At 66.6% G+C, this 21,573-nt stretch carries 17 protein-coding genes and 1 rRNA gene; 8 read left to right on the top strand and 10 right to left on the bottom strand.

The genetic code is table 11. The features are described from left to right. Nucleotide 1: 1 nt before the first annotated feature. Entirely contained in the window at nucleotides 2–928 is a 927-nt protein-coding gene (locus tag AC07WS_RS00090; RefSeq protein WP_494727140.1) for an aldo/keto reductase, read from the bottom strand. A 168-nt stretch (nucleotides 929–1,096) separates the two neighbouring features. On the opposite strand from AC07WS_RS00090, the gene AC07WS_RS00085 reads away from it, so the two are divergent. After that, entirely contained in the window at nucleotides 1,097–2,431 is a 1,335-nt protein-coding gene (locus AC07WS_RS00085; protein WP_494727139.1) for an EAL and HDOD domain-containing protein, read from the top strand. Between the two features lie 58 nt (nucleotides 2,432–2,489). Here AC07WS_RS00085 and AC07WS_RS00080 read toward each other — a convergent pair whose 3' ends face one another. The 9 genes from AC07WS_RS00080 to AC07WS_RS00040 form a co-directional block, all read right to left on the bottom strand. Then, nucleotides 2,490–3,635, bottom strand: a complete 1,146-nt coding sequence (locus tag AC07WS_RS00080) for a D-alanyl-D-alanine carboxypeptidase family protein (protein WP_494727138.1) — start codon at nucleotides 3,633–3,635, stop codon at nucleotides 2,490–2,492. Nucleotides 3,636–3,683: 48 nt separating this feature from the next. Continuing rightward, the gene (locus AC07WS_RS00075) at nucleotides 3,684–4,349 is read right to left on the bottom strand and encodes an alpha/beta hydrolase (RefSeq protein WP_494727137.1); all 666 of its coding nucleotides are present in this window, start codon (nucleotides 4,347–4,349) and stop codon (nucleotides 3,684–3,686) included. A gap of 6 nt (nucleotides 4,350–4,355) precedes the next feature. Continuing rightward, nucleotides 4,356–4,673 carry a (2Fe-2S) ferredoxin domain-containing protein gene (locus tag AC07WS_RS00070; RefSeq protein ID WP_161086930.1) on the bottom strand — a complete coding sequence of 106 codons (318 nt, stop codon included), beginning with the start codon at nucleotides 4,671–4,673 and terminating at the stop codon, nucleotides 4,356–4,358. A gap of 60 nt (nucleotides 4,674–4,733) precedes the next feature. Next, on the bottom strand, nucleotides 4,734–5,891 hold the full coding sequence (locus AC07WS_RS00065; RefSeq protein ID WP_494727136.1) for a VanZ family protein: 1,158 nt from the start codon (nucleotides 5,889–5,891) through the stop codon (nucleotides 4,734–4,736). Next, nucleotides 5,888–6,499 (bottom strand): ABC-type transport auxiliary lipoprotein family protein, encoded by a 612-nt coding sequence (locus AC07WS_RS00060; RefSeq protein WP_494727135.1) that lies wholly within the window; start codon nucleotides 6,497–6,499, stop codon nucleotides 5,888–5,890. The genes AC07WS_RS00065 and AC07WS_RS00060 overlap by 4 nt, the downstream gene beginning before the upstream one ends. A gap of 11 nt (nucleotides 6,500–6,510) precedes the next feature. After that, complete coding sequence (locus tag AC07WS_RS00055) at nucleotides 6,511–7,449, bottom strand: MlaD family protein (protein WP_494727134.1); 939 nt, start codon at nucleotides 7,447–7,449, stop codon at nucleotides 6,511–6,513. Continuing rightward, the gene (locus tag AC07WS_RS00050) at nucleotides 7,449–8,306 is read right to left on the bottom strand and encodes an ABC transporter ATP-binding protein (protein ID WP_494727133.1); all 858 of its coding nucleotides are present in this window, start codon (nucleotides 8,304–8,306) and stop codon (nucleotides 7,449–7,451) included. Before AC07WS_RS00050 ends, AC07WS_RS00055 begins: the two co-directional genes overlap by 1 nt. Further along, a complete protein-coding gene (locus AC07WS_RS00045; RefSeq protein ID WP_494727132.1) occupies nucleotides 8,306–9,433 on the bottom strand; it encodes an MlaE family ABC transporter permease in 1,128 nt (375 codons plus the stop codon). The genes AC07WS_RS00050 and AC07WS_RS00045 overlap by 1 nt, the downstream gene beginning before the upstream one ends. A 66-nt stretch (nucleotides 9,434–9,499) precedes the next feature. Continuing rightward, nucleotides 9,500–10,972, bottom strand: coding sequence for a B12-binding domain-containing radical SAM protein (locus AC07WS_RS00040; protein WP_494727131.1), 1,473 nt, complete (start codon nucleotides 10,970–10,972; stop codon nucleotides 9,500–9,502). A gap of 117 nt (nucleotides 10,973–11,089) precedes the next feature. On the opposite strand from AC07WS_RS00040, the gene AC07WS_RS00035 reads away from it, so the two are divergent. The 7 genes from AC07WS_RS00035 to AC07WS_RS00005 form a co-directional block, all read left to right on the top strand. Then, nucleotides 11,090–12,676: a DUF2138 family protein gene (locus AC07WS_RS00035; RefSeq protein WP_494727130.1), complete on the top strand. Its 1,587-nt coding sequence runs from the start codon at nucleotides 11,090–11,092 to the stop codon at nucleotides 12,674–12,676. Then, nucleotides 12,640–13,335 (top strand): DUF1175 family protein, encoded by a 696-nt coding sequence (locus AC07WS_RS00030; RefSeq protein WP_494727129.1) that lies wholly within the window; start codon nucleotides 12,640–12,642, stop codon nucleotides 13,333–13,335. Before AC07WS_RS00035 ends, AC07WS_RS00030 begins: the two co-directional genes overlap by 37 nt. After that, nucleotides 13,332–17,864 (top strand): alpha-2-macroglobulin family protein, encoded by a 4,533-nt coding sequence (locus AC07WS_RS00025; RefSeq protein WP_494727128.1) that lies wholly within the window; start codon nucleotides 13,332–13,334, stop codon nucleotides 17,862–17,864. Before AC07WS_RS00030 ends, AC07WS_RS00025 begins: the two co-directional genes overlap by 4 nt. Further along, nucleotides 17,861–19,585, top strand: coding sequence for a DUF2300 domain-containing protein (locus tag AC07WS_RS00020; protein ID WP_494727127.1), 1,725 nt, complete (start codon nucleotides 17,861–17,863; stop codon nucleotides 19,583–19,585). The genes AC07WS_RS00025 and AC07WS_RS00020 overlap by 4 nt, the downstream gene beginning before the upstream one ends. Continuing rightward, nucleotides 19,582–20,379: a YfaP family protein gene (locus AC07WS_RS00015; RefSeq protein WP_494727126.1), complete on the top strand. Its 798-nt coding sequence runs from the start codon at nucleotides 19,582–19,584 to the stop codon at nucleotides 20,377–20,379. The genes AC07WS_RS00020 and AC07WS_RS00015 overlap by 4 nt, the downstream gene beginning before the upstream one ends. 2 nt (nucleotides 20,380–20,381) lie before the next feature. Continuing rightward, the gene (locus AC07WS_RS00010; protein WP_494727125.1) at nucleotides 20,382–21,131 is read left to right on the top strand and encodes a DUF2135 domain-containing protein; all 750 of its coding nucleotides are present in this window, start codon (nucleotides 20,382–20,384) and stop codon (nucleotides 21,129–21,131) included. A 376-nt stretch (nucleotides 21,132–21,507) separates the two neighbouring features. After that, a 16S ribosomal RNA gene (locus tag AC07WS_RS00005) occupies nucleotides 21,508–21,573 on the top strand; the annotation flags it as partial.

Here is a 21,573-nt window from a genome sequence, read left to right as displayed (position 1 = left end):
CTTACGCCACCTCGTGGCCGCGCGCGGCACGCAGGATGGCGAACCATTGCTCGCGGCTCAGGCTGAACTGGGTGGCCTGCACCGCCTCGGCCACCGCCTCGATGCGGCCCGAGCCGGTCAACGGCAGCGGCCGGCTCGGCAGCTGCATGATCCACGCGAACACCACGCTGCCGAACGGGCGTCGCAGTTCGTCGGCCACCCGCTGGATGGCCGCGCGCACGCGGCTGCCGTCGGCGTCGTCGCGGCTGAACAGGCGGCCGCCGGCCAGCGGCGACCAGATCATCGGCGCCACGCCCAGGTCCTGCAGGCCGTCGAAGGTCTCGTCATACATCGGCGCCACGTGCAGCGGCGAGAACTCCACCTGGTTGGTCGCCAGCGCGATGCGGCGGTTCAGGCATTCGAACTGGTGGCGGCTGAAATTGGACACGCCGAAATGCTTCACCTTGCCGTCCGCGCGCAGGCGCTCGAAGGCGCCGGCGATCTCGTCGAAATCCATCAGCGGGTCGGGACGGTGGATCAGCAGCAGGTCCAGGTGATCGGTGCGCAACTGGCGCAGCGAGTGCTCGGCCGAGGCGACGATGTGGCTGGCGCTGGTGTCGTAGTGCTGGATGGTGTGCGCCGGCCGCGCCGGGCCGACCAGCTTGATGCCGCACTTGCTCACCAGCTGCATGCGCGCGCGCAGCGACGGCTGCAGCGCCAGCGCCTCGCCGAACAGCGCCTCGACGCCGTAGCCGCCGTAGATGTCGGCGTGGTCGAAGCTGGTCACGCCCAGGTCCAGGCATTGCTCGATGTAGCCCACCCGCTGCTGCGGCGTCAGCCGCCACTCGTTCATGCGCCACATGCCGGCCACGATGCGCGACAGGACCGGCCCGCCGCTGCGGGTGGCGAGGGCGGGGCAGGACAGGTCGGTAGTCGGGGCGTAGCTCATGGTCGCGCTTTCAGGAGGGGAGGGATGGCAGGGATTATAGCGACAAGCTTGCAGATTGCTTATGTCGGCGTGTGTTCTACTGGAAATGAATTTTTCGGCAGGGAGCGTTTTTAGCGCGGATTTTCATTGTATGATCGACACAGATCGACGGTGATGGAGGGTACGCAAGTGGGCTTCTTATCGTTTCTGAAATCCAAGCCGGAGTCCGCGCCGGAGCCGGCCGCCGCGCCCGCCAGGACGGCTGCGCCCGTGGCCGCGCCGGCGCACGACGGCGATCCCGAGGCCATCGTGGTGCGCGCCGAGATCGTCGACGAGCGCCACCGCCTGTGCGGCTACCGTTTTTCCGTGCCCTTCGGCGGCAACCGCGCGCCGCTGCCCGAGCCGGTGCAGATCGAGACCCTGGTCGCGGCCCGCCTGCCGCAGTTCGCGCAGAACCGCGTCGCGCTGGTGCAGCTGAGCATGGACGCGGTGGTGTTCAACCGCCACCTGCCGCTGGTGGCGCCGCACACCGTGTTCCTGCTGGACCGCAAGCAGGCCGCCGGCCTGCCGGTGGAGCAGATCGCCGGCCGCATGACGGCGCTGCGCCAGACCGGCTGCAAGCTGGCGCTGCGCGGCATCAGCCTGGACCCGGCCGACGCGCCGCTGCTGGCGCTGTGCGACGTCGCCATGCTGTACCTGAGCGAGCATACGCTGGCCGAATTCCAGTCCCTGATCAAGCAGCTGCGCATGCGCTATCCCGACATGAAGCTGGCGGTGGACGGCGTCGAGAGCTGGGACGAGCAGCGCATGTGCTTGTCGTGGGGCTGCAACTACTTCATGGGCCACTTCCTGACCACCAGCGACAAGGTGGACCCGGACGCCAAGATCGACCAGAGCCGCATGACCTCGATCGAGCTGCTCAACCTGCTGCGCACGGACGCCGAGCTGCCGGCCATGATCGAGGTGGCCAAGCGCGACCCCGGCATGACCTACCAGGTGCTGCAATGGGCCAACGCGCCGAGCAACGGCCAGACCACCAAGGTGACCAGCCTGCAGCAAGCCTTCATGGTGCTGGGGCGCAACCAGCTGTACCGGGGCTTGACGGTGTCGATGTTCCGCCTGGGCGGCGGCGCCAACGCGGCGCGCGACGAATCGCTGCTGGAGGTGGCGCTGACCCGCGCGCGCTTCATGGAAACCTGCAGCCCGCTGCCGCAGGCCAAGCGCGACGAATTGTTCCTGGTGGGTTTGCTGTCGCTGTTCGACGTGCTGCTGGGCGTGCCGATGGCCAACCTGGTCGACAAGATGCACCTGTCGGACGACATCCGCGACGTGCTGTTGAACAGCGAGGGCGTCTACGGCCCCTACCTGATGATGGTGATGCTGCTCGAACGCGACAAGGTGCCGCGGGCGCTGGAGATCGCCGAAAAGCTGGGGCTGGACATGGAGGGCCTGGGGATGGTCGGCCAGGCGGCCTTCAAGTGGGCGCAGGAGTCGATGCAGCACACCCACGCCGACGACGACTAAACGACGTCATTCCCGCTGGCGCGGGAAGTCCTTTCCCCCGGCGGGGGAAAGGGCGATATCACTTCAGCCAGAGGCGGATCGAATCCCAGGCGCGGCCGAAGATCGACGCTTGCTCGACGGTCTCCAGCGCCACCACCGGCAGCTCCAGCAGCGGCTTGCCGTCCACCATCATCTTCAGCGAACCGACGCGGCTGTTCTCGGCCAGCGGCGCGACCAGCGGGTCCTTGCGCTCGAGCAGCGGCTTCATCTTGGCGGCCACGCCCTTCGGCACCGTCACCAGCACGTCGTTGGCGAAGCCGATCTTGACCGCGTTCTTGGAACCCTTCCAGATTTCCGGCGTGGCGATGGCCTGGCCCTTGGAATACAGCTTGACCGTGTCGAAGTTCTGGAAGCCCCAGTTGAGCAGCTTCTGGCTTTCCTGCGTGCGCGACTGGTCCGACGTGGTGCCCAGCACCACCGACACCAGACGGCGCTCGCCGCTGCCGTTCGGGCGGTGCGCGGAGGCGATCATGCAGTAGCCGGCCGCCTCGGTGTGGCCGGTCTTCATGCCGTCGACGGTCGGGTCCAGCCACAGCAGGCGGTTGCGGTTGGGCTGGGTGATCTTGTTGTAGGTGAAGCTCTTGACCGAGTCGATCTTGTAGAACTCCGGGAAGTCCAGGATCACGCGCTTGGCCAGCACCGACAGGTCTTGCGCGGTCGAATAGTTTTCCGGGCTCGGCAGGCCGTGCGGGTTGGCGAAGTGGGTGTTGGTCAAGCCCATGCGCTGGGCTTCCTTGTTCATCATCACCACGAAGGCCGACTCGTCGCCGGCCACCGCCTCGGCCAGCGCCACGGCCGCGTCGTTACCCGACTGCACCATCAGGCCGTACAGCAGGTCGTTGATGCTGACCGGCGTGGCCGGGTCGATGAACATCTTGGAGCTGCTCGAATCGACCTTCCAGGCCTTGGTGGAGACGTTGACCATCTGTTTCAGGTCAATTTTCTTGTCGCGCAACGCGCCGAAGGTGACGTAGGCCGTCATGATCTTGGTCAGCGAGGCCGGCTCGATGCGGGCGTTCGGGTCCTGCGAGGCGATGATCTGGCCGCTGGTGGCGTCCAGCAGCAGCCAGGACTTGGCGGCGATGGTCGGCGGCGGCAGGGTTTGCGCGACGGCGGCGGACATCAACATCACACTGGTGGCCAGTGCCGCGATAAATTTTTTCATGGGGTGCTTTATTCGGTGAAAAGTTGAAGGCGTGGGAATTATAGGGGTTTAATCCGCGCTTGCGGTGTCCGTTTCCGTCTCGGCAACATCGCTCGTGCGGCGCCACAGCTGCGTGACCCAGCCCTTGATGTGCTGCAGCTTGCGGTGGAAGAAGTGGTCGGCGCCGGGGATCACGATGACCGGAATGTCCTGCGGCCGCAGCCAGTCCAGCACGTCGATCAGCGGGATGGTGTCGTCGTTTTCGCCGTGGATCAGGATGGTGTCGGCCGGCACCGGCGCCATCTCCCACTTCTTGGCCGCGCTGCCCACCAGCACCAGGCGCTCGGCCGGCGTGCCGGCGGCGGCCAGGCGCTGCGCCAGCTGCGACTGCACGAAGGTGCCGAACGAGAAGCCCGACAGCGCCACCGGCAGGCCCGGATACCTGGCCGTCATCCACGCGTGCAGCAGGGCCATGTCGTCGGTCTCGCCGTGGCCGTGGTCGTGCACGCCCTCCGAGGCGCCCACGCCGCGGAAGTTGATGCGCGCCACCACGTAGCCCAGGCCGGCGAAGGTGCGCGCCAGCGTGACGGCCACCTTGTTGTCCATGGTGCCGCCGTACAGCGGGTGCGGATGGGCCACCAGCGCGACGCCGCGCGGGGTGCTCTTCGGATAGTCGATGACGCCTTCCATTTGGCCGGCGCCGCCGGCCAGGGTGAATTTTTCGATCTTGTTCATAGCTCTTCAGATTTTCAGACGGTCCACAACCTTGCCCTGCACCAGATGGGTGTCGATGATTTCATCGATGTCGCTGGTGTCGACGTAGGTGTACCAGGTGCCTTCCGGATAGACCACCAGCACCGGGCCTTCCTCGCAGCGGTCCAGGCAGCCGGCCTGGTTGATGCGGACCTGGCCCTGGCCGTTGATGTTGAGTTCCTTGCAGCGCTTCTTGGCGTGCTTCTGCGCGGTCTCCGCGCCGTGGTCGCCGCAGCTGTTGCGGCCGTCGTCACGCTTGTTCATGCAGAAGAAGACGTGGTGTTTGTAGTAGGGCGTATCGCTCATCGCTGTACCTCGGGGAAAATGTAGCCGCTATGATACCCGCTCCGCGCGCGGCAGGCTTAGTCAGGGCTTATTGAGCTTGTGCGAGGGCAGCCACAGGAACCACACCGCGAAGAAGGGCCACAGCAAGGTCAGGAACTGCGCCGCGCCGTTGAAGTTGAGGAATTTTCCCTGCACCCAGGTCTGCAAGGTGGCGACGAAATACGGGTTGGCCGGCGTGGTGTTGACGATCACCAGGCTCAGCAGCAAGGTGGCCACCGCCAGCCGCCGCTGCGCCACGTGCGGCGCGAACGCCAGGCCGGCCAGCATGATGGCGCCGATCAGGAAGCCGCCCTCGGCGCCCGGCGTGACCCAGACGAAGGCGTTCTCCGGCGAGAACAGCAGCGCCGTCGCCAGCGCCTTGACGACGATGGCGGCGCCTATCATGCCGCCCACCAGCAGCCCGCGCGGGGCCGGCTTGCGCAGCAGGCACAGCAGCGTGAGCGCCGCGCCCACCATGCCGCAGGCGGTGATGATGGTCTCCGACAGCCAGTATTGCTCCACCGTCAGGATGGCGTCCGGCCGCACGTAGCTGGCCAGGTCGATCTCGGTGTCGAGCAGCTGCGACAGCCATTCCGACAGGATGGGCAGCAGCTGCCCCAGGCCGAACAAAAAGCTCTGCGGATACATCTGCGCCAGCGGCCACAGCGCCAGCAGCACCAGGCCCTGGCTGGCGTGCGGCGCGAACCAGGCCTGGCGCAGGCGCTGCAGCTGGCTCTGGTCCAGCAGGCGGCGCACCGTCAGCACGCCGGCCACCGCGCCGATCGCGCAGCCGGCGGCGTTGGTGTAGAAGTCCAGGTTGGACGAGACGCGGCTGGGCAGATAGGTCTGCACGCCCTCCATCAGGCCCGACAGCAACACGCCGCCGGCGGCCGCCATCAGCCACGCCACGATGCCCTTGAAGCGCGGGTACAGCGCGTACACGATCAGCGTCCCCAGCGGCATGTAGCCGACCACATTGGTGATGGCGTCGAACTTGGTCCAGTAGCGCGGCATGCTGGTGTTTTCCAGGAAGATCAGCGGCGACAGTCCCTGGTTGTGCCAGCCCGAGAACGGGAACCAGCTGGCGTAGACGATCAGCAGCACATAGGCCAGCAGCGCCGCCCGCGTGAACGGCGACGGCTTGCTGGCCGGCTCCGGCACGGGCGGAACCGGCGGCGCCGCTGGCGTGGCGTCCGTCATTCCTTCTGCGGCGGCAGGGACGCCAGCCAGGCCAGCACGTCGGCGGTGACGGCGTCGGTGGCCTCGGCCAGCGCGCGCGCGCCGCCGGCCGCGTCCGGGCTCGGGGCCGGGCTGCTGCGGCTGAAGGTCTTCTGGTCCACCAGCTTGTGGTTGCGGAACAGCGAGGCGCGCACATCGACCACGCCGGTGCTGCTGGTGGCGCTGTCGAAGTTCTGCGCGAAGTCGTTGACCTCCATGCGCAGCACGGTCGGGCTGGCGGCGGCGTCGGTGGTCGACAGCACCTTGACGCCGGCCTGCGCGATGCGCGCCTTCATGCGCTGGGTCATCAGCTGGAACGGCGTGGCGGTCCACTGGTTGTAGGCGTAGGGGCGCGACTGGCGCGCGTCCGCGTACAGCAGGCGGTATTGCATGCGCTCCGTGTCGAGCGCGTTGGGGCCGGCGATGTCGGCCACGATCAGCGCGCCGATGGCGGCGGCCGGCGCCGGCGCGGGCGCTTGCGGCAGCGGGCCGAAATCGTATTGCGCGGTCGACTGGCCCTTGCTGGCGCAGGCGCCCAGCAGGGCGGCGGCTGCGGCGATGGCGATGGCGTTGCGGATGGCGGAAGTCATCTCAGTGTTCCTTATTGGGACGAAGCGGAAAAGCCTTCTTCGCCGGGGCCGGGCGGCGTGCCGGGCGAACCGAAGATCAGGCTTTGCGGACGGTCGTTAATCTTGTTCATGGTCTTGCGCAGCGCGCGCATCGAGGCCTTGGTGTCGTCGGACAGCGAGTTCACCTGCGGCAGCGTGTCGAGTTCTATGCCGCCGGCCACCGCCGCCACCGAGCCGCCGACGCGGTCGGCGGTGGCGGCGATGCGGGCGAGCGGGCCGTCCGGCGCCTGCAGGTTCTTCACCAGGCGATCCGAATCGTTGGCCAGCGTGTTGAAGGAGTTCAGCGTGTGCTGCGTTTGTTCGGCCAGCGCCGGCAGCCTGGCGATGGTCGGCTCCAGCTTGGACGGCAGCTCGCGGTAGGCGTTGGCGGTGGCGCTGACGTCGGCGAAGGCGCCGATGATGGTCTTCTGGTTCTCGGGGCTGAGCAGCGCGTTGAGCTTGCGCGTCACCTCCTCGGATTGGCTCAGGATTTCCTTGCCGCGCTTTTCCAGCTGGTCGAAGAAGCCGGCGCGCAGCGGAATGCGGGCCGGGTTGTCGCTGTTGGTGGCCAGCAGCGGCGAGCCGACCTTGTCGTCGTCGAGCTGGATGAAGGCGATCCCGGTCACGCCCTGGTAGCCCAGCGTGGCGAAGGTGGTTTTGGTGATCGGCGCGTCGGTGTTGATGTTGAGGGTGACCAGGATCTGGCCGGCCACCTTGGGATCGAAGGCGATGTTGGCGACCTTGCCCACTTCGAGGCCGCGGTAGCGCACCGGCGCCTGCGGGTTCAGGCCCGGCACCGATTGCGCGGTGGCGATCACGTAGGGCAGGCGTTCGACGCGGTCGCGGTTGAACCACAGGCCGAACAGGATGGCCGCGATCAGCAGCGTGATCGTGAAGAAGCCGGTGGTGAGTGCGTGGGATCGGTTTTCCATCAGTGGTGCTCCGTGTTGGTTTTTTCGTCCAGCGCTTCCAGCGCGCGGCGGCCGCGGTCGCCGAGGAAGAACTCCTTGATGAACGGGTGGTCGATGGTGAGCAGGTCGCGCAGGGGACCGAGCGCGATCACGTGTTTTTCGGCCAGCACGGCGATGCGGGTCGACAGGGCGAACAACGTATCGAGATCGTGGGTGACCATCACCACCGTCAGTCCCAGCTCGCGGTGCAGCGATTTGATCAGCGAGACGAAGGCTTCGGACAGATCGGGATCGAGGCCGGCGGTCGGCTCGTCGAGGAACAGCAGCCGCGGTTCGAGCGCCAGCGCGCGCGCCAGCGCCACCCGCTTGACCATGCCGCCGGACAGGTCGGACGGCATCTTGTTGGCGTGCTCCGGGCCCATGCCGACCATGTTCATCTTCAGCAGCACGGCGTCGCGCACCAGGTCCTCGGGCAGCGTGCCCAGTTCGCGCATCGGCTGGGCGATGTTCTCGAACACCGTCAGCGCCGAATACAGCGCGCCCTGCTGGAACAGCATGCCCCAGTGGTTGCGCAGCTGCTGCAGCTGCTCGGAGCCGATCTCGCTGATGTCCTCGCCGAACACGCGCACGCAGCCGCGCGCCGGCCTCTCCAGCCCGAGCATCTGGCGCAGCAGCGTGGTCTTGCCGGTGCCGGAACCGCCGACGATGGACAGGATCTCGCCCTGTTCGATTTCCAGGTTCAAGTCCTGATGCACCACGGTGCGGCCGTACTTGGTCCACAGGCCGGTGATCTCGACGATCGGCACGCTGCCGTCCAGCGTCAGCTCGCCGGTGCCGGGGCCGCAGACTTTTTCGGGAACGAGCGCCTGGTTGGCCATCAGAACCCCACGCCGCTGAAGACGATCGCGAACACGGCGTCGGCCAGGATCACCGCGGTGATCGCCGTGACCACCGAGGTGGTGGTGCCGCGCCCCAAGCTCTCCGTGTTCGGCTTGATGCGCAGGCCGAAGTGGCAGGACACCAGCGCGATCAGGATGCCGAACACCGTGCCCTTGCCCAGGCCTATCATGTAGTTCGCCAGCGGCACCGCGTCCGGCAGCTTGAGGATGAAGTATTGCGGCGACAGGTTCAGCTCCACCTTGGCCGACACCATGCCGCCCAACAGCGCGATGGTGTCGGTCCAGATCACCAGCAGCGGCATGGCGATCGCCAGGGCCAGCACCTTGGGCATGATCAGGCGGAAGCCGTGCGAGATGCCCATCACCAGCATGGCGTCCAGCTCTTCGGTTACGCGCATCACGCCCAGTTGCGCGGTGATGGAGGAGCCGGAGCGGCCGGCCACCAGGATCGCCGCCAGCAGCGGCCCCAGTTCGCGGATGATGCTCATGCCGAGCAGGTTGACCAGGAAGATGTCGCCGCCGAAGTTGCGCAGCTGCTGCGCCGACAGGTAGGAGAACACCACGCCGATCAAAAAGCCGACCAGCGCGGTGATGCCCAGCGCCTGGAAGCCGGCGTGGAAGATATTCGCGGAGATTTCCTTCCACGGGCCGCGCATCGGCGCGCGCGCGAAGCGCCACAGTTCCTGCACCACCTGGCCGATCAGCGAGGTGAGGGCGATCAGGTGTTCGAAGAACAGCAGCATCGCGAAGCCGAGCTTCATCACCCACGTCAGGCGCTGCGGGCGGGCTGCCGGCAGTTCGAGCTTGCCGGTCGATTCGAGGCGGTTGAAGAATTCCTCCTGGCCGGGCGCCAGTTGCAGGTCGGCCGGCCGGGTCTTGCCCCAGGCGTTCCACAGCAGCTGGGCGCCGATGTGGTCCATGCTGTCGATCGCCGTCAGGTCCCATTTGACGCCGTCGGCCTTGAGGGTCTTGATCAGCGCCGTGATGGTGGCCATGGTCTTGCCCTGAGCCAGAGCGTGCACTTGCCAGGTGCCGCCGGCGGCGACCGAAGGCCCCTTGGCGGCACCGGGATTGAGAGTGAGAGTGGGCTCTTTGGCGATAGGCATTGCGTCAGTTTAAGGGAGTTTGGCCCTGGCCGCTACCAGTGCTTGCGCATCGGGTCGCGGCCCCGCTCACGCGGCCAGCCTGCGGGCCTGGCGTTTGGGCGCCGGCGTCTCGGCGGCCTTGGGCTTGGCGCCGGCGTAATCGCTGGCCAGCAACGCCTCGGCGGCGTCCCTGTCCATGCCCTGGCTGTGCAGGTATTTCGCCACCATCGCCACCAGGCGCTCCAGCGCGATGCGGTGGGTGGCGTCGGTGTTCGCGTACAGCCAGTCCGAGAAGGCCATGAAGCGGCCGAAGGCGTCGTCGCCCAGCAGCACCGGCAGCGTGTGGCCGAAGCGGCCGGAGTTGGCCACCAGGTCCCAGTAGCGCGCGAAGCGCACCAGGCGCTGCATGGTCGGGAAGTCGATGTCGCGGTTGGCCAGGATGGTGTAGGGCGCGTATGGCTCGAACACCAGGCCGTATTCCTGCGTGTGGCGGATGATGGGCGTGCCGCGCAGCCGCTTGAGGATGCCGAACTGGATCTCGTGCGGATTGAGCGCCCACAGCTTGTTGAAGCCTTCGGCGAAGCTCTCCACCGTCTCGCCGGGCAGGCCGGCGATCAGGTCCACGTGCATGTGGGCGTTGGAGTGCTCGGTCAGCCAGCGGATGTTGTCGGCCGCCTTCTGGTTGTCCTGCTTGCGGCTGACCAGCGTCTGCACCGCCGGGTTGAAGCTCTGGATGCCGATCTCGAACTGCAGCGCGCCGTGCGGGAATTTGCTGATGCCTTCCTTCAGCGCGTCCGGCAGGTGGTCCGGCACCAGCTCGAAGTGGGCGTAGACCGGATCGTCCGGATTCGCCTCCAGCTTATCGAGGAAGAACTGCATGATCTTCAGGCTGGTCTTGATATTCAGGTTGAAGGTGCGGTCGACGAACTTGAACAGCCGCGCGCCGCGCGCGTGCAGCGCCTCCATCTCGGCCAGGAAGTGGTCGAGCGCGAACGGCCACGCCGTTTTGTCCAGGGCAGACAGGCAGAACTCGCACTTGAACGGGCAGCCGCGCGAGGCTTCCACGTAGATGGTGCGGTTCTTGATGTCGTCGTCGGTGTAGAGCGAGTAGGGCAGCTTGATCTCGGCCATCGGCGGCTGCACGCCGGCGTGGATCTTCATCAGCGGCTTGGGGCCGTTGAGGATCTCGCCGCACAGCCTGGGGAAGGTGACGTCGCCCCAGCCGGTGATCAGGTAGTCGGCCAGCTTGACGATTTCCTGCTCGTTCGATTCGTAGGATACCTCCGGCCCGCCCAGCACCACGGTCACCTGCGGCGCCACGCGCTTGAGCATGGCGATGACCTTGGTGGTCTCCTCGACGTTCCAGATGTAGATGCCGAAACCGACGATCTTCGGCGCGTGCGCCAGGATGCGCTCGACGATCTCGGTGGTCTTGGCGCCGATGACGAATTCCTGCAGGCGGGTCTGCGCCTGCCGCTCCCCCATGTTCGCCAGCAGATAGCGCAGGCCCAGCGAGGCGTGGGTGTAGCGGGCGTTGAGGGTGGTGAGCAGGATGGACATGACGGGCGTATGGATCGGCGAAACCGCTATTTTACGCTTTCGTACCGTGCGCGCTCTTGGTTGCCGAGTTGGCATGTTATTATTTATAACTTATTACTAACTTGGCAATCGTCGTCCATGAATAAAAAAATACTGGTCGGATCGCTCGCCGGGGGCGCGGTGGTGTTGGCCGCGGTAGCCGCCTACCGGCTCCTGGGCTGGAATCTCATGGGGGACGTCAACAGCTTGAAGCTGGACTTGTCCCGGCCGGACGCACTGGTGATGACCAAAAGCCTGTCGTCGCTGCCGCGCGACCTGCTGACGGTGCCGCTGGCGCGCGACGTGCTGCGCGAGGAATTCCTGTTCTATTACGAGCAAAGCGAGGACCGGCTGGGCCTCAAGGGCAGCCTGCGCCGCATCGCCTACGAACATGAACTGGGTTGGGGCGACCAGCTGCTGCGCATGGTGCTGGACCAGCCGGCGGAAGTGGCGCTGTGGCGCGACGCCGACGGTTCGCTCAAGCACTTCGCCATCGCCGTTTCGCGCAACCAGCTGACACGGTTGCTGGAGGAGGCGGGCAAGGTCGCGCTCAAGGACACGCAAATGAGCGTGGCCGGCGAGCTGCGCGTCGATGGCGACAAGGTGCCGGTGTATGCGCTCAACTACGCCTACAACCGCACCATGCTGTTCGCCGCGCACGGCCAGCGGCTGGTGATCCTGTCGCATCCCGGTATGCTGTATGGCGGCGCGCAGGGCAAGAGCGCCGACAGCGCGGCCGGCAAGACCGTGGCCAGCCTGCTGGCGTCGGACCAGTCCAAGCAGAACATCTTCCATCCGCAGTTCCATCTGGACCAGGCGGCGCCGGATGGCCACAGCATCGCCGTCAAGGCGGACTTTCTGTCCTTCGGCTATCAGCCGTTCTTCGGCGCGCTGGAGGCGCTGCGCTTCGATTTCACCAAGGGCGCGTGGCGCTCCGAGGTGCTGGTCAACGCGGACAAGCTGCACAAGGGCGGCTACGACAACGCCGCCTTGTGGCCGGTGCTGCCGCACGATCCGAGCGCCTGCTTCAGCGTGCCGGTGGATTGGGACGCGCTGCAGCCCATGCTCAAGCAAATGAGCGGCAAGACCTCGGAACCGCTGCTGCCGCTGGGCACCCAGCTGCAAGGCCCGGCCGCCGCGTGCTGGTACGGCGGCTCGCGCCTGCACACACCGGTGTTCGTGGCGACGCGCCAGGCGAAAGCGGGCGGCGAGGCGCTGTACGGCAGCCTGTTCACGGCGGCCATCGGCGGCAAGGACGCGGTGCGCAAGTCCGAGGCTAAGGGCGTCACGCGCTGGGAGCGCACCGTGTCCACCGCGATGGGCGAGGCCAAGCCGGCGCTGGCGGTGGCGGGCGACACGGTGGTCTTCTCCGCCGACGGCAAGCTGGTGGACCAGGTGCTGGCGGTACGCCGCAAGCAGGCGCCCGCCGCGTCCGACCTGCTGCCGGATGCCGGCCACACGGTGGGCCTGATCGCGCCGGCCTCGCTGGCGCAGCTGATCCAGCGCGAAGCCTACGACACGCTGCCGGCTGCCAATGAGCCCGTGCTGCGCGCGGCGGCCGACGAGCATCTGGCGCCGCGCCTGGACGCGCTGAAGAAGTATCCACCGTATCGCATGGTGCTCAAGCGCCTGCCGGCCAGCGGCACCGCATGGGAAACGCTGGAATGGCAGGCGGCCCAGCGATGATTCAGCGGCGTGCCACGTTGCGCTGGCTGGCCTGCGCCGGCGCGGCCGCCGCGTCCCCTGCCTGGGCCTTGCGCGAGGCGGCGGAGGCGTCCACGCGGCTGTCGCAGGCGCAGAGCCGCGCCTTCCAGGCGTGGATGCTGCGCATCGTCACGGCGCAGATCGAACGCGGGCCGTCGCCGCGCTGGACCCACCGCGATTGCGCGGGCCTGGTGCGCTTCGCCGTCAACGAGGCGCTGGCCGTGCACGATGCGCGCTGGCTGCGCGCCAACGGCATCGCCAGCGACCGCCGCCTGCCGCCCGAACTGGAGCTCGACGCCGGCCAGGCTGCGCTGCGCAACCGCTGGGTGCAGACCGGCGGCTTGGTCGGCCACTTCGTCACCGCGCTGGCGCTGGTGCAGCACAACAGCCGCTTCGTCGCGCGCGAGATCAGCCAAGCGCTGCCCGGCGACCTGCTGTTCTTCGACCAAGGCGACGAACAACACCTGATGGTCTGGATGGGGGCGCGCATCGCCTACCACACCGGCACCGTTACCCCCGACGACAATGGTCTGCGAACCGTCGATATCAAACAACTCACTACCTGGAAGGACACGCGGTGGCAACCTGCGTCCAACAATCCCAATTTCGCCGGTGTATTCCGGCTGTCATTTCTGTCATGAAGCTGCTGCTCGCCAGTGTGCTATCGCTGTTCCTGATCGGAAGCGCGCTGGCGCAGCCGGAACCGAGCTATTACACGCCGTTCAAGGGCGAGCCGTTCTTCCTGCTGTCCGACGCCAGCTACGGCAGCGCCGACGAGGCGCGCGTGCGCCTTGAGGTGCCGGGGCGCGACATGGGCCGCATGAATCTCGAAGCCTATTCCGGCGCCGACATCGTGCTGTACCGAGTGCCCGAACCGATGGCCTTCCTGAAGAAGCAGAAGAACCTGCACCGCATCCAGGTGGAGGGCAACTACCAGGGCGAGGGACTGGCCAACACGCTGAGCTTCTTGTGGGACAGCTGGTGGAAGCAGTCGCGCCTTTTCTGGCGCAAGCTGTTCTCGGCCGAGGCGCGCCTCTCGGTGACCAGTGAGCATCCCAAGCTGGCCACCAACGACGCGATCCGCCGGCCGACGGTGTTCGCCAATAACCCGCAGTACAAGCCGATCAAGGGCATGGAGTTGGTCGACAGCTTCCGCTATCCGATCTGGCAGGCCGCGCCGATCGCGCCGCCCAAGGGCGTGAAGCTCGATGGATCGAGCAGCGAATTCGTCACCCCCGGTGCCGGCAACGTGATGATCCCGCTCGGCAAACGCAAGCCGGGCCTTTACCTGGTCGAAGCCATCATCGGCCAGCACCGCGCCACCACGCTGGTGTTTGTGTCGGACACGATGGCGGTGACCAAGGTGTCGTCCGGCCAGATGCTGGTGTGGGCCGCGCGGCGCGACAACAGCGCCGCCGTCGCCGGCGCCAATGTGGCCTGGACCGACGGCACCGGCGTACTGCAATCGGCCACCACCGGAGCCGACGGCGTGGCGTCGATGGAGCGCGGCAGCCCCGAACACACCTATGTGCTGGGCGAGGACCGCGCCGGCGGCGTGTTCGTGTCCGAGAACTTCTACTACGACAGCGAGATATATAACACCAAGCTGTATGCCGTCACCGACAGGCCGCTGTACCGGCCCGGCGACGAGGTCAATGTCAAGTTCATGGGACGGGAGTTCACGTCGGCGCGCGCCTCGCAGGCCGCAGCCGCCGCGCCCATCGGCCTGACCGTGTTCGATCCGAACGGTACGCCGCTGTTGACGCAAACGCTGCAGCTGTCGGGCGAAACTGGCGCCGACACCCGCTTCCGCCTGCCCGAGCAGGCCACTGCCGGCGGCTATGAGCTGCGCTTCACCTACAAGGACGGCGTCTATGGCGCGGCCTTCCGCGTGGCCGAATACATCAAGCCTCACTTCGAGATCAACATCCAGCCGTCCAAGCCGGAGTTCAAGACCGGCGAGGCGGTCAAGGGCAGCATCTCGCTGCGCTACCCGGACGGCAAGCCGGTGAAGAACGCCACCATGACGCTGTCGCTGCGCAGCCAGCAAAACAGCATGGTCGACGGCGAGCTGCGTTACAGCGGCTTGTTCCCGGTGGCGCTCAAGACCGAGGAGGTGGTCAGCGATGGCAGCGGCAATGTGGACTTCTCGCTGCCGCCGGCCGCCGATCCGTCGCGCTACATCCTGACAGTGCTGGCCACCGACGGCGCGGCCTACCGCGTCAAGGTCACGCGCGAACTGATGATCGAGCGTTCCAGCACCACCTACACCTTGAAGCCGTCGCGCCAGTTCTCCGATCCGGGACAGAAGGTGCATTTCGACCTGGTGGCTGATGGCCAGGGTTCTGCGCGTCCGGTGCGCTGGGAGATGGTGCAGCTGGAGCGGCAGACCAAGACGTCCGGCGCCTTCGATCCGGCCGCCAAGGGATGGGACGTGACCTTCCCGGATTCCGGCTCCTACCAGCTGTCGCTGCGCGACGAGCGCGGCAACCTGCTGGCGGCGGCCAGCCACTGGGTCAGTGGCGACGGCGTGCAGGCCACGCCGGGCAGCATCGAGATTGTGCTGGACCGCGCGCGCTATCGTCCGGGCGAGACGGCCGAGGCGCTGATCACCTTCTCCGACAAGGTGGACCAGGCGCTGCTCACACTGGAGCGCGACAAGGTTGAACAATATGGCCTGATGGCCGGCAGCGCCGACTGGTACAAGGCGCAGCGCGTGGGACCGAAGCAGTGGCGCGTGCGCATACCGGTGAAGGAGGAGCATGGCCCCAACATGACCTTCTCGGTGGCCTACACACGTAACGGCGACTTCGTGTTCGAGAACGCCGGCCTGCAGGTGATCGAGCCGCGCATCGCGCTGCAGTTCAAGACCGATAAAGAGGTCTACCAGCCCGGCGAGAAGGTGACGCTGGACGTCAAGGCCACGCTGGACGGCAAGCCGTTGAGCACCATGGTGGCGCTGGGCGTGGTCGATGAGATGATCTATGTGCTGCAGCCGGAGATTGCGCCGGAGATCGGCGACTTCTTCTACCATCCGCGCCGCAACAACGTGCGCACCACGGCCAGCCTGTCGTTCATCAGCTACGACATGGCGCAGGGCCGCAGCGGCGGCGCGCCGGCGCGGCACAACTACAATGAGCGCGGCGTCAAGGTGCTGGAGCGGCCGCGCCGCGACAACATCGACACGGCCTACTGGGCGCCGTCGCTGAAGACCGATGCGGACGGCAATGCGCGTATCAGCTTCACCATGCCGGACGCGCTGACCCGGTGGCGCATCACCGGCCGCGCGATGGATGCGCAGGGACGCGTGGGCCAGCGCACCGGCTATCTGCGCTCGGACAAGAACTTCTACGCCAAGTGGACCGCGCCCGACTGGATGCGTGCCGGCGACGCGCCGCGCGCCACGGTGGCGGTGTTCAACCAGACCAGCGCCGCGCAGTCGCTGGAGGTGATCCTGTCCGGTGGCACGCAGCCGAGGACCGAGAAGCTGAGCGCCAAGCCTGGCGTCAATTATGTCGAGTTCCCGCTGGCGGCGGTCTCCGGCGCCTTGCGCCTGGAGCTCAAGCAGGACGGCAAACTGGTCGACGCACTGGACACCACGATGCAAACCCTGCCTGCGGCCTGGCTCAGCCCCCGCACGCTGACGTTGCCGCTGAACGGCGCCGAGACCGCGTTCAAGCTGCCGGCCGATGCGCGCAATATCCGCGTCTCGTTCGCGCAGGGCGCGGCCAGCCATTTCGCGCGCATCGCCGACGATCTGATCGAGTATCCGTATGGCTGCGTGGAGCAGACCGCGAGCCGCCTGATTCCGTTGACGCTGGCCTTGCAAAGCATGCCGGCGGACGCGGCGCCGCAGCGTGAACGCCTGCAGGCCATGCTCACCGCGCAGCGATTGCGATTGGTGGCGATGGCCGGACCTAACGCGGTCTTTGGCTGGTGGGGCAACGCCACGGCCGGCAGCGCGCTGATGACGGGCTACGCCTATTACGCGGACTGGTATGCGTCGCGCGCATTGCGTATCGAGCTGCCGCCCGAGCATTGGAGCAGCTTGTTGACCGTGTACAGCGAGCAGGGGCTGAAGGATGCGCCGATCGACCGCGCGCTGGTGTTGTGGATGGCCCGCGACATCGGCCTGCCCACCAAGACGCTGGCTTCGGGCCTGGTCGACGACATGGCCGCCGTTACGCTGGCAGGCAAGCCGCATGCGGGCGGCGACACCGGCAGCCTGCTGCTCGGCGCCGGCGATGACCGCGAGGCGCAGGCGATGGCGCTTGGCTTGACGTCGGTGGTCGCAAGCCAGAACGGCGTTGCGTTGCCGCCGGCCCTGCAGCAGCAGGTCATCGCGGCATGGAGCGTGCTGCGCTCGTCGAAGGCGCCGGTGGCGCAGGCCTTGCTGATGCTGGCCGGTGAAGTGCCGCCGTCGCAGGCAGACGCGGTTCTGGCCAGCGTGCGCTCGGATATGCCAACGCTGGACCGTTCGATGACGCTGTTGTGGGTACAGAAAAAGCTGGGCGGTGCATCGTTCGGCAAGGCGCCGTCGCTTGCGCTGGACGGCCCGTGGCAAAAACTGGAGAGCCGCAGCGGGCAGCCGGTCTGGCGCTGGAACGACGCCAAGGCCCTGCCGGAGCAGCTCAAGTTGGCGGCGGCAGCGGGCGCCGCGCCTGCGGGCACGGTGGCCGTGGTGCAGTACGACAGCCGCGCAGCGGAAGCGTCCACCTTGCCGGTCACCGTCGAACGCCGCATCCTGCGCATGAAGCAGGGTAAGGACGGCTACACCACGGAACTGGTCAAGCCGGGCGAGGCGCTCAGCACCGCCGAACTCTATCTGGATGAGATCACGCTGAAACCGGCGCCCGGCTCCAAGCACCGCTTTGGCTTGCTGGAGGTGGCGCTGCCGCCTGGCGCGATGGTCGAGTCGAGCACCTGGGGCATGATGATGGCGGGCGAAAAACCGACGCCGCTGGAGCGCGCACGCCATGCCGAGCGTCGTGATGGTTACGCGGTGCCGGTCGATCCGCTGGAGGAGGCCGTGACGGTGCGCCACCTGCTGCGCTTTGCGCAAAAGGGGAGCTACGTGCTGCCGCCGACGCGCTTCCACCGCATGTATCAGCCGGAGCAAAAGGCGCTGGAAGGCGGCGGCAAGACCATGCGCGCGTTGAAGGTGGAATGATGCGCAAGCCGGCGCTTTCCCGCGTGCTGCGGCCGGCGGTTGTATTGGCCTTGATGGCCGTGCAGCCGCTGGCCGTGTCGTCGCGGGCGGCGTCGCTGGACGTGGCCTGGTGGCGCGACGGGAAAACCGAGGTGCTGCAATTGCGGCAGGGCGGCTCCGCGCCGCAGCCTTTCGACGGTAGTCGCCAGGTGCCGCTGGCCAGCTTGTGGAAGCTGTTCGTCTATATCTACGCGGACGACAGCCATGTGGCGATGCCGGACTATCGCTGCGGCGGTCGCGATCCGGAGGAGGTCTATTGCTGCGAGGTGGGGCAGAGCATTGGCCGCGATGCGGCGCTGGCACAGTCCTGCGGGCCGTTCTTCTCGCCGCGCCGGCTGATGATCGCGCCAGCGTCGTGGCGGGAGTATTGGACGCGCCGTCTTGGCGCTGCCCCCTCCGGCGAACTCGCATGGCTGGCCGATCCCGCGAAGTTGACGCCGGAACGGCTGGTACGGCTGGACAGCCTGCTGCGCGCACTTGCCAGCATACCGGCCGCCAGCCGCGCCGATGCCGAAGCGGCGCTGCTGCGCGTGGTACTGGATGGCCGAGGCGCCGGCACTGCGCGCTGGTTCGGCAGCCAGCTGCGGGTCAAGACATACTCCTGGCATCGGCCCACGCAAGCGGGCAAGGAGCGTGAACGCCTCGGCGGCGCGGCGGGCTGGCTGGCCGATGGCACGCCGGTGTGGTTCGGCGGCGCAGGCGGCAGCAGCAACGTGCTGCAGCAGTGGGCGCCGCGGCTTGCCGCCAGTCTGCCGCCGGTGCAGGCGGCCGAGGACAGCGGCTGTGTCGTCGTCGATTACTTCAAACGCTATCCGATCAGCAGCGTGCGCGGCGCGGCAGGTCCGGCTGCGGCGGGCCCGCTCAACGGCCGCTTCCAGGTGCGCTTCGAAAACGGCAAGAACCTGGCCTTGCGCAGCGCGGGCGAGATGATGCTGCAAACCGGTGGCGACGGCCGCCCGCAATTGCGCGGCCGCTTCGGCGTCAACGAATACGTGGCGCGGGTGATCGACCGCGAAGCCAGCGCCGACGAACCGGAAGCGGCCAAGGCGCTGGCCATCGCCGCGCGCAGCTATCTGCGGCAGAATGCGCAGAGCGTGGCTGGCTGCCAGCAGATCGCCGACAGCAGCGCGACGCAGCGCGTCAGCCCGAGTCCCGCCACGCCGGCGGCGCTGGCCATCGCGCGTTGGACCGACCAGTTGATTGTCGACGGCGTGCCGGTGCGCTATCACCGCGACCTGCCGTCCGATGGGACGCTGGTGTGGACCGATGCGGTTCGGCAGGCGAAGCAGGGCAAGCATTACGACGAATTGCTGGCGGCGGCCTATCCCGGCGGCGCGCTGAGCACCGTTGGTAACGCCGGGGTGCGCTGCAAGCGTCTGGCGCAGAACGAGGAGTGGCTGGCACGCGCCGTGCCGCGCTGGCAGCGCGTGCTGCTGGGCGAGGACGGTTATGAGGCGCCGCCGCAGCCGCCGCTGGTCTGCGCGCTGGCTGCCGGCGCGCCGTATTCGGAGCAGTCGCGCAATCGCATCTTCATGCGTGCGCTGACCACGCGCGAGGACCGCATCACGTTGGCCCATGAATACCTGCATCTTGGTTTGCGCCGTCATCCGCGTGGCCAGGATGAAGATTACGTCGAGCGTCTGGCGCGCCGGCTGGTCGACCTTAACCTGGAGACGCTGTGATTTCCCGCATCCGATTGCTCAATGCCGCCGCACTGGTGCTGGCCTGTCAGCTGGCGCATGCGCAGGACAAGAGCATGACCACGCCGATTGGCGGCTGGAACCGCGCCGGCCTGACCGACCGCTCGGAGGAGCTGGCGGTCAACTACCCGTACGCGCTGGTGGACCGTGGCGCGCAGCGTGGACGGCGCATGATCCAGGGGCAGCTTGAGAAGGTCGGCAAGGGCAGGGCCTTCCATAAGCTGGTGGTCAACGGTAATCCGACGCCTCTGTACACGGATGAAGATGGACGCTATGCCCGCGCGTATTCATTCGGCTCCGGTTCCAACAGCGTGGAGATCCGTTCGCCGGACGGCAAGCCGGTCAAGCGCGTGCAGTTTTATGAGGCAGACCGCAGCAAGCCGCAGCCGATGATACGCATCATCGCCGCGTGGGACGACAATCAGGCGGAAGTCGATCTGCATGTGATCACACCGGACGGCCAGCATGCGTTCTTTGGACAACCGGCGCTGAGCAACGGCGGTGGCCTGGATGCCGACACCGTCGACGGGCCGGGGCCGGAGAACTTCGTAATGACGTCGCCGATGCGCGGCTTGTACCAGGTGTGGATCAACTACTGGGGCAACTTCGGCGCCGACGGCTATCACTTCGATGAGAACACGCGGCAGCGGCCCGTCATCACCAGCCGCATCACGCTGGTCTTCAATGAGAACACCCCGCGCGAGCGGCGCGAATCGTTTGTCGTGCCCTTGCGCGGTATCGGCGAGCTTACCCTCGTCAAAACTTTCAGGTACTGACCATGAATCTGCGTTGGCTATTGTTGTTATTTCCGCTTTGGGCGCAGGCCCAGGTCTCCATCGACTCGCCCAAGGGCGGCTGGCGCAATTCCGCCGGCGCGCGCGAGGACTATACGCAGCCGGTGCATTATCCTGCGGCCTCCGTCAGCCTGCAGCCTGGCCAGAGCGAAACGGCGCAGATACGCGGCCGGATCGCCGGCGCGCCCAAAGGCAAGCCGGCCACGCTGGTGGTCAATGGCGTGGCGATGCCGCTGGAAGTGGCGGAGGATGGCACGTACGGACGGCCGTATGGTTTCGGCAGCGGCTCCAATAGTGTGGAGGTGCGCGCGCCGGACGGCAAGAGCCGCGCCCGCGCACAGTTTGTCGACAGCTATCAGGGGAAGACGCAGGCGCGTTTGCGGGTGGTGCTGTCATGGGACAGCGCGGGCACCGATCTCGATTTGCACGTGGTGACGCCGGACGGTGGCCATGCCTGGTACGGCAATCGCGTCCTGCAGGACGGCTCGGCCCTGGATGTGGATGTGACGACCGGCTACGGGCCGGAGATCTTTTCCAGTGCCTCGCCGCAGAAGGGCAATTATCACGTCTACGTCAACTACTTCGGCAGCGGCGCGGACACGTCCACGCTGACCGTCGCGCGGGTCTCTATTATCACCAACGAGGGCACGCCGCGTGAGAGGCTGCAAACCTATCAGGTGCCGATGCGGGCAGCCGGCGAATTGACGCTCGTGAAATCGTTCGTGTTCCCGTAAATAAGCCTTGCGGAAGTCGTAGTGGCTTTGCTATAGTCCGCCCCCTCGCAGAACGCAGCACACGTTGCTGAGTTGGGTGAAAAAAAGTAGGGGTTGACGAAACGATCTAAACGCTTCATACTCTTTCTTCTTCGCTGACGGACACAACGCTCCGCAGCAAGCGCAGTACCGAATAAAGTTCTTTAAAAATTAACAGTCGATAAGTGTGGACGTTTGATGAAAGTGCACAGCAGGCTAGTCCTGCTGATACTTAAAATATCAAATGTTCACAAGAAGTAATGAAATAGGCGCTACGAAAGTAGTGGCCTGTCAGTATTTTGAGTGAGCGACCCGTCAGCAATGACGGTGCTACGAAAGTAGCAAACAAACAGAGATTAAACTGAAGAGTTTGATCCTGGCTCAGATTGAACGCTGGCGGCATGCCTTACACATGCAAGTCGAA

The organism is Duganella sp. GW821-FHT01E12, from assembly GCF_059422325.1.
The sequence above is the reverse complement of the archived record's forward strand: the minus strand, read 5'-3'. Positions and strand labels throughout refer to the sequence as shown.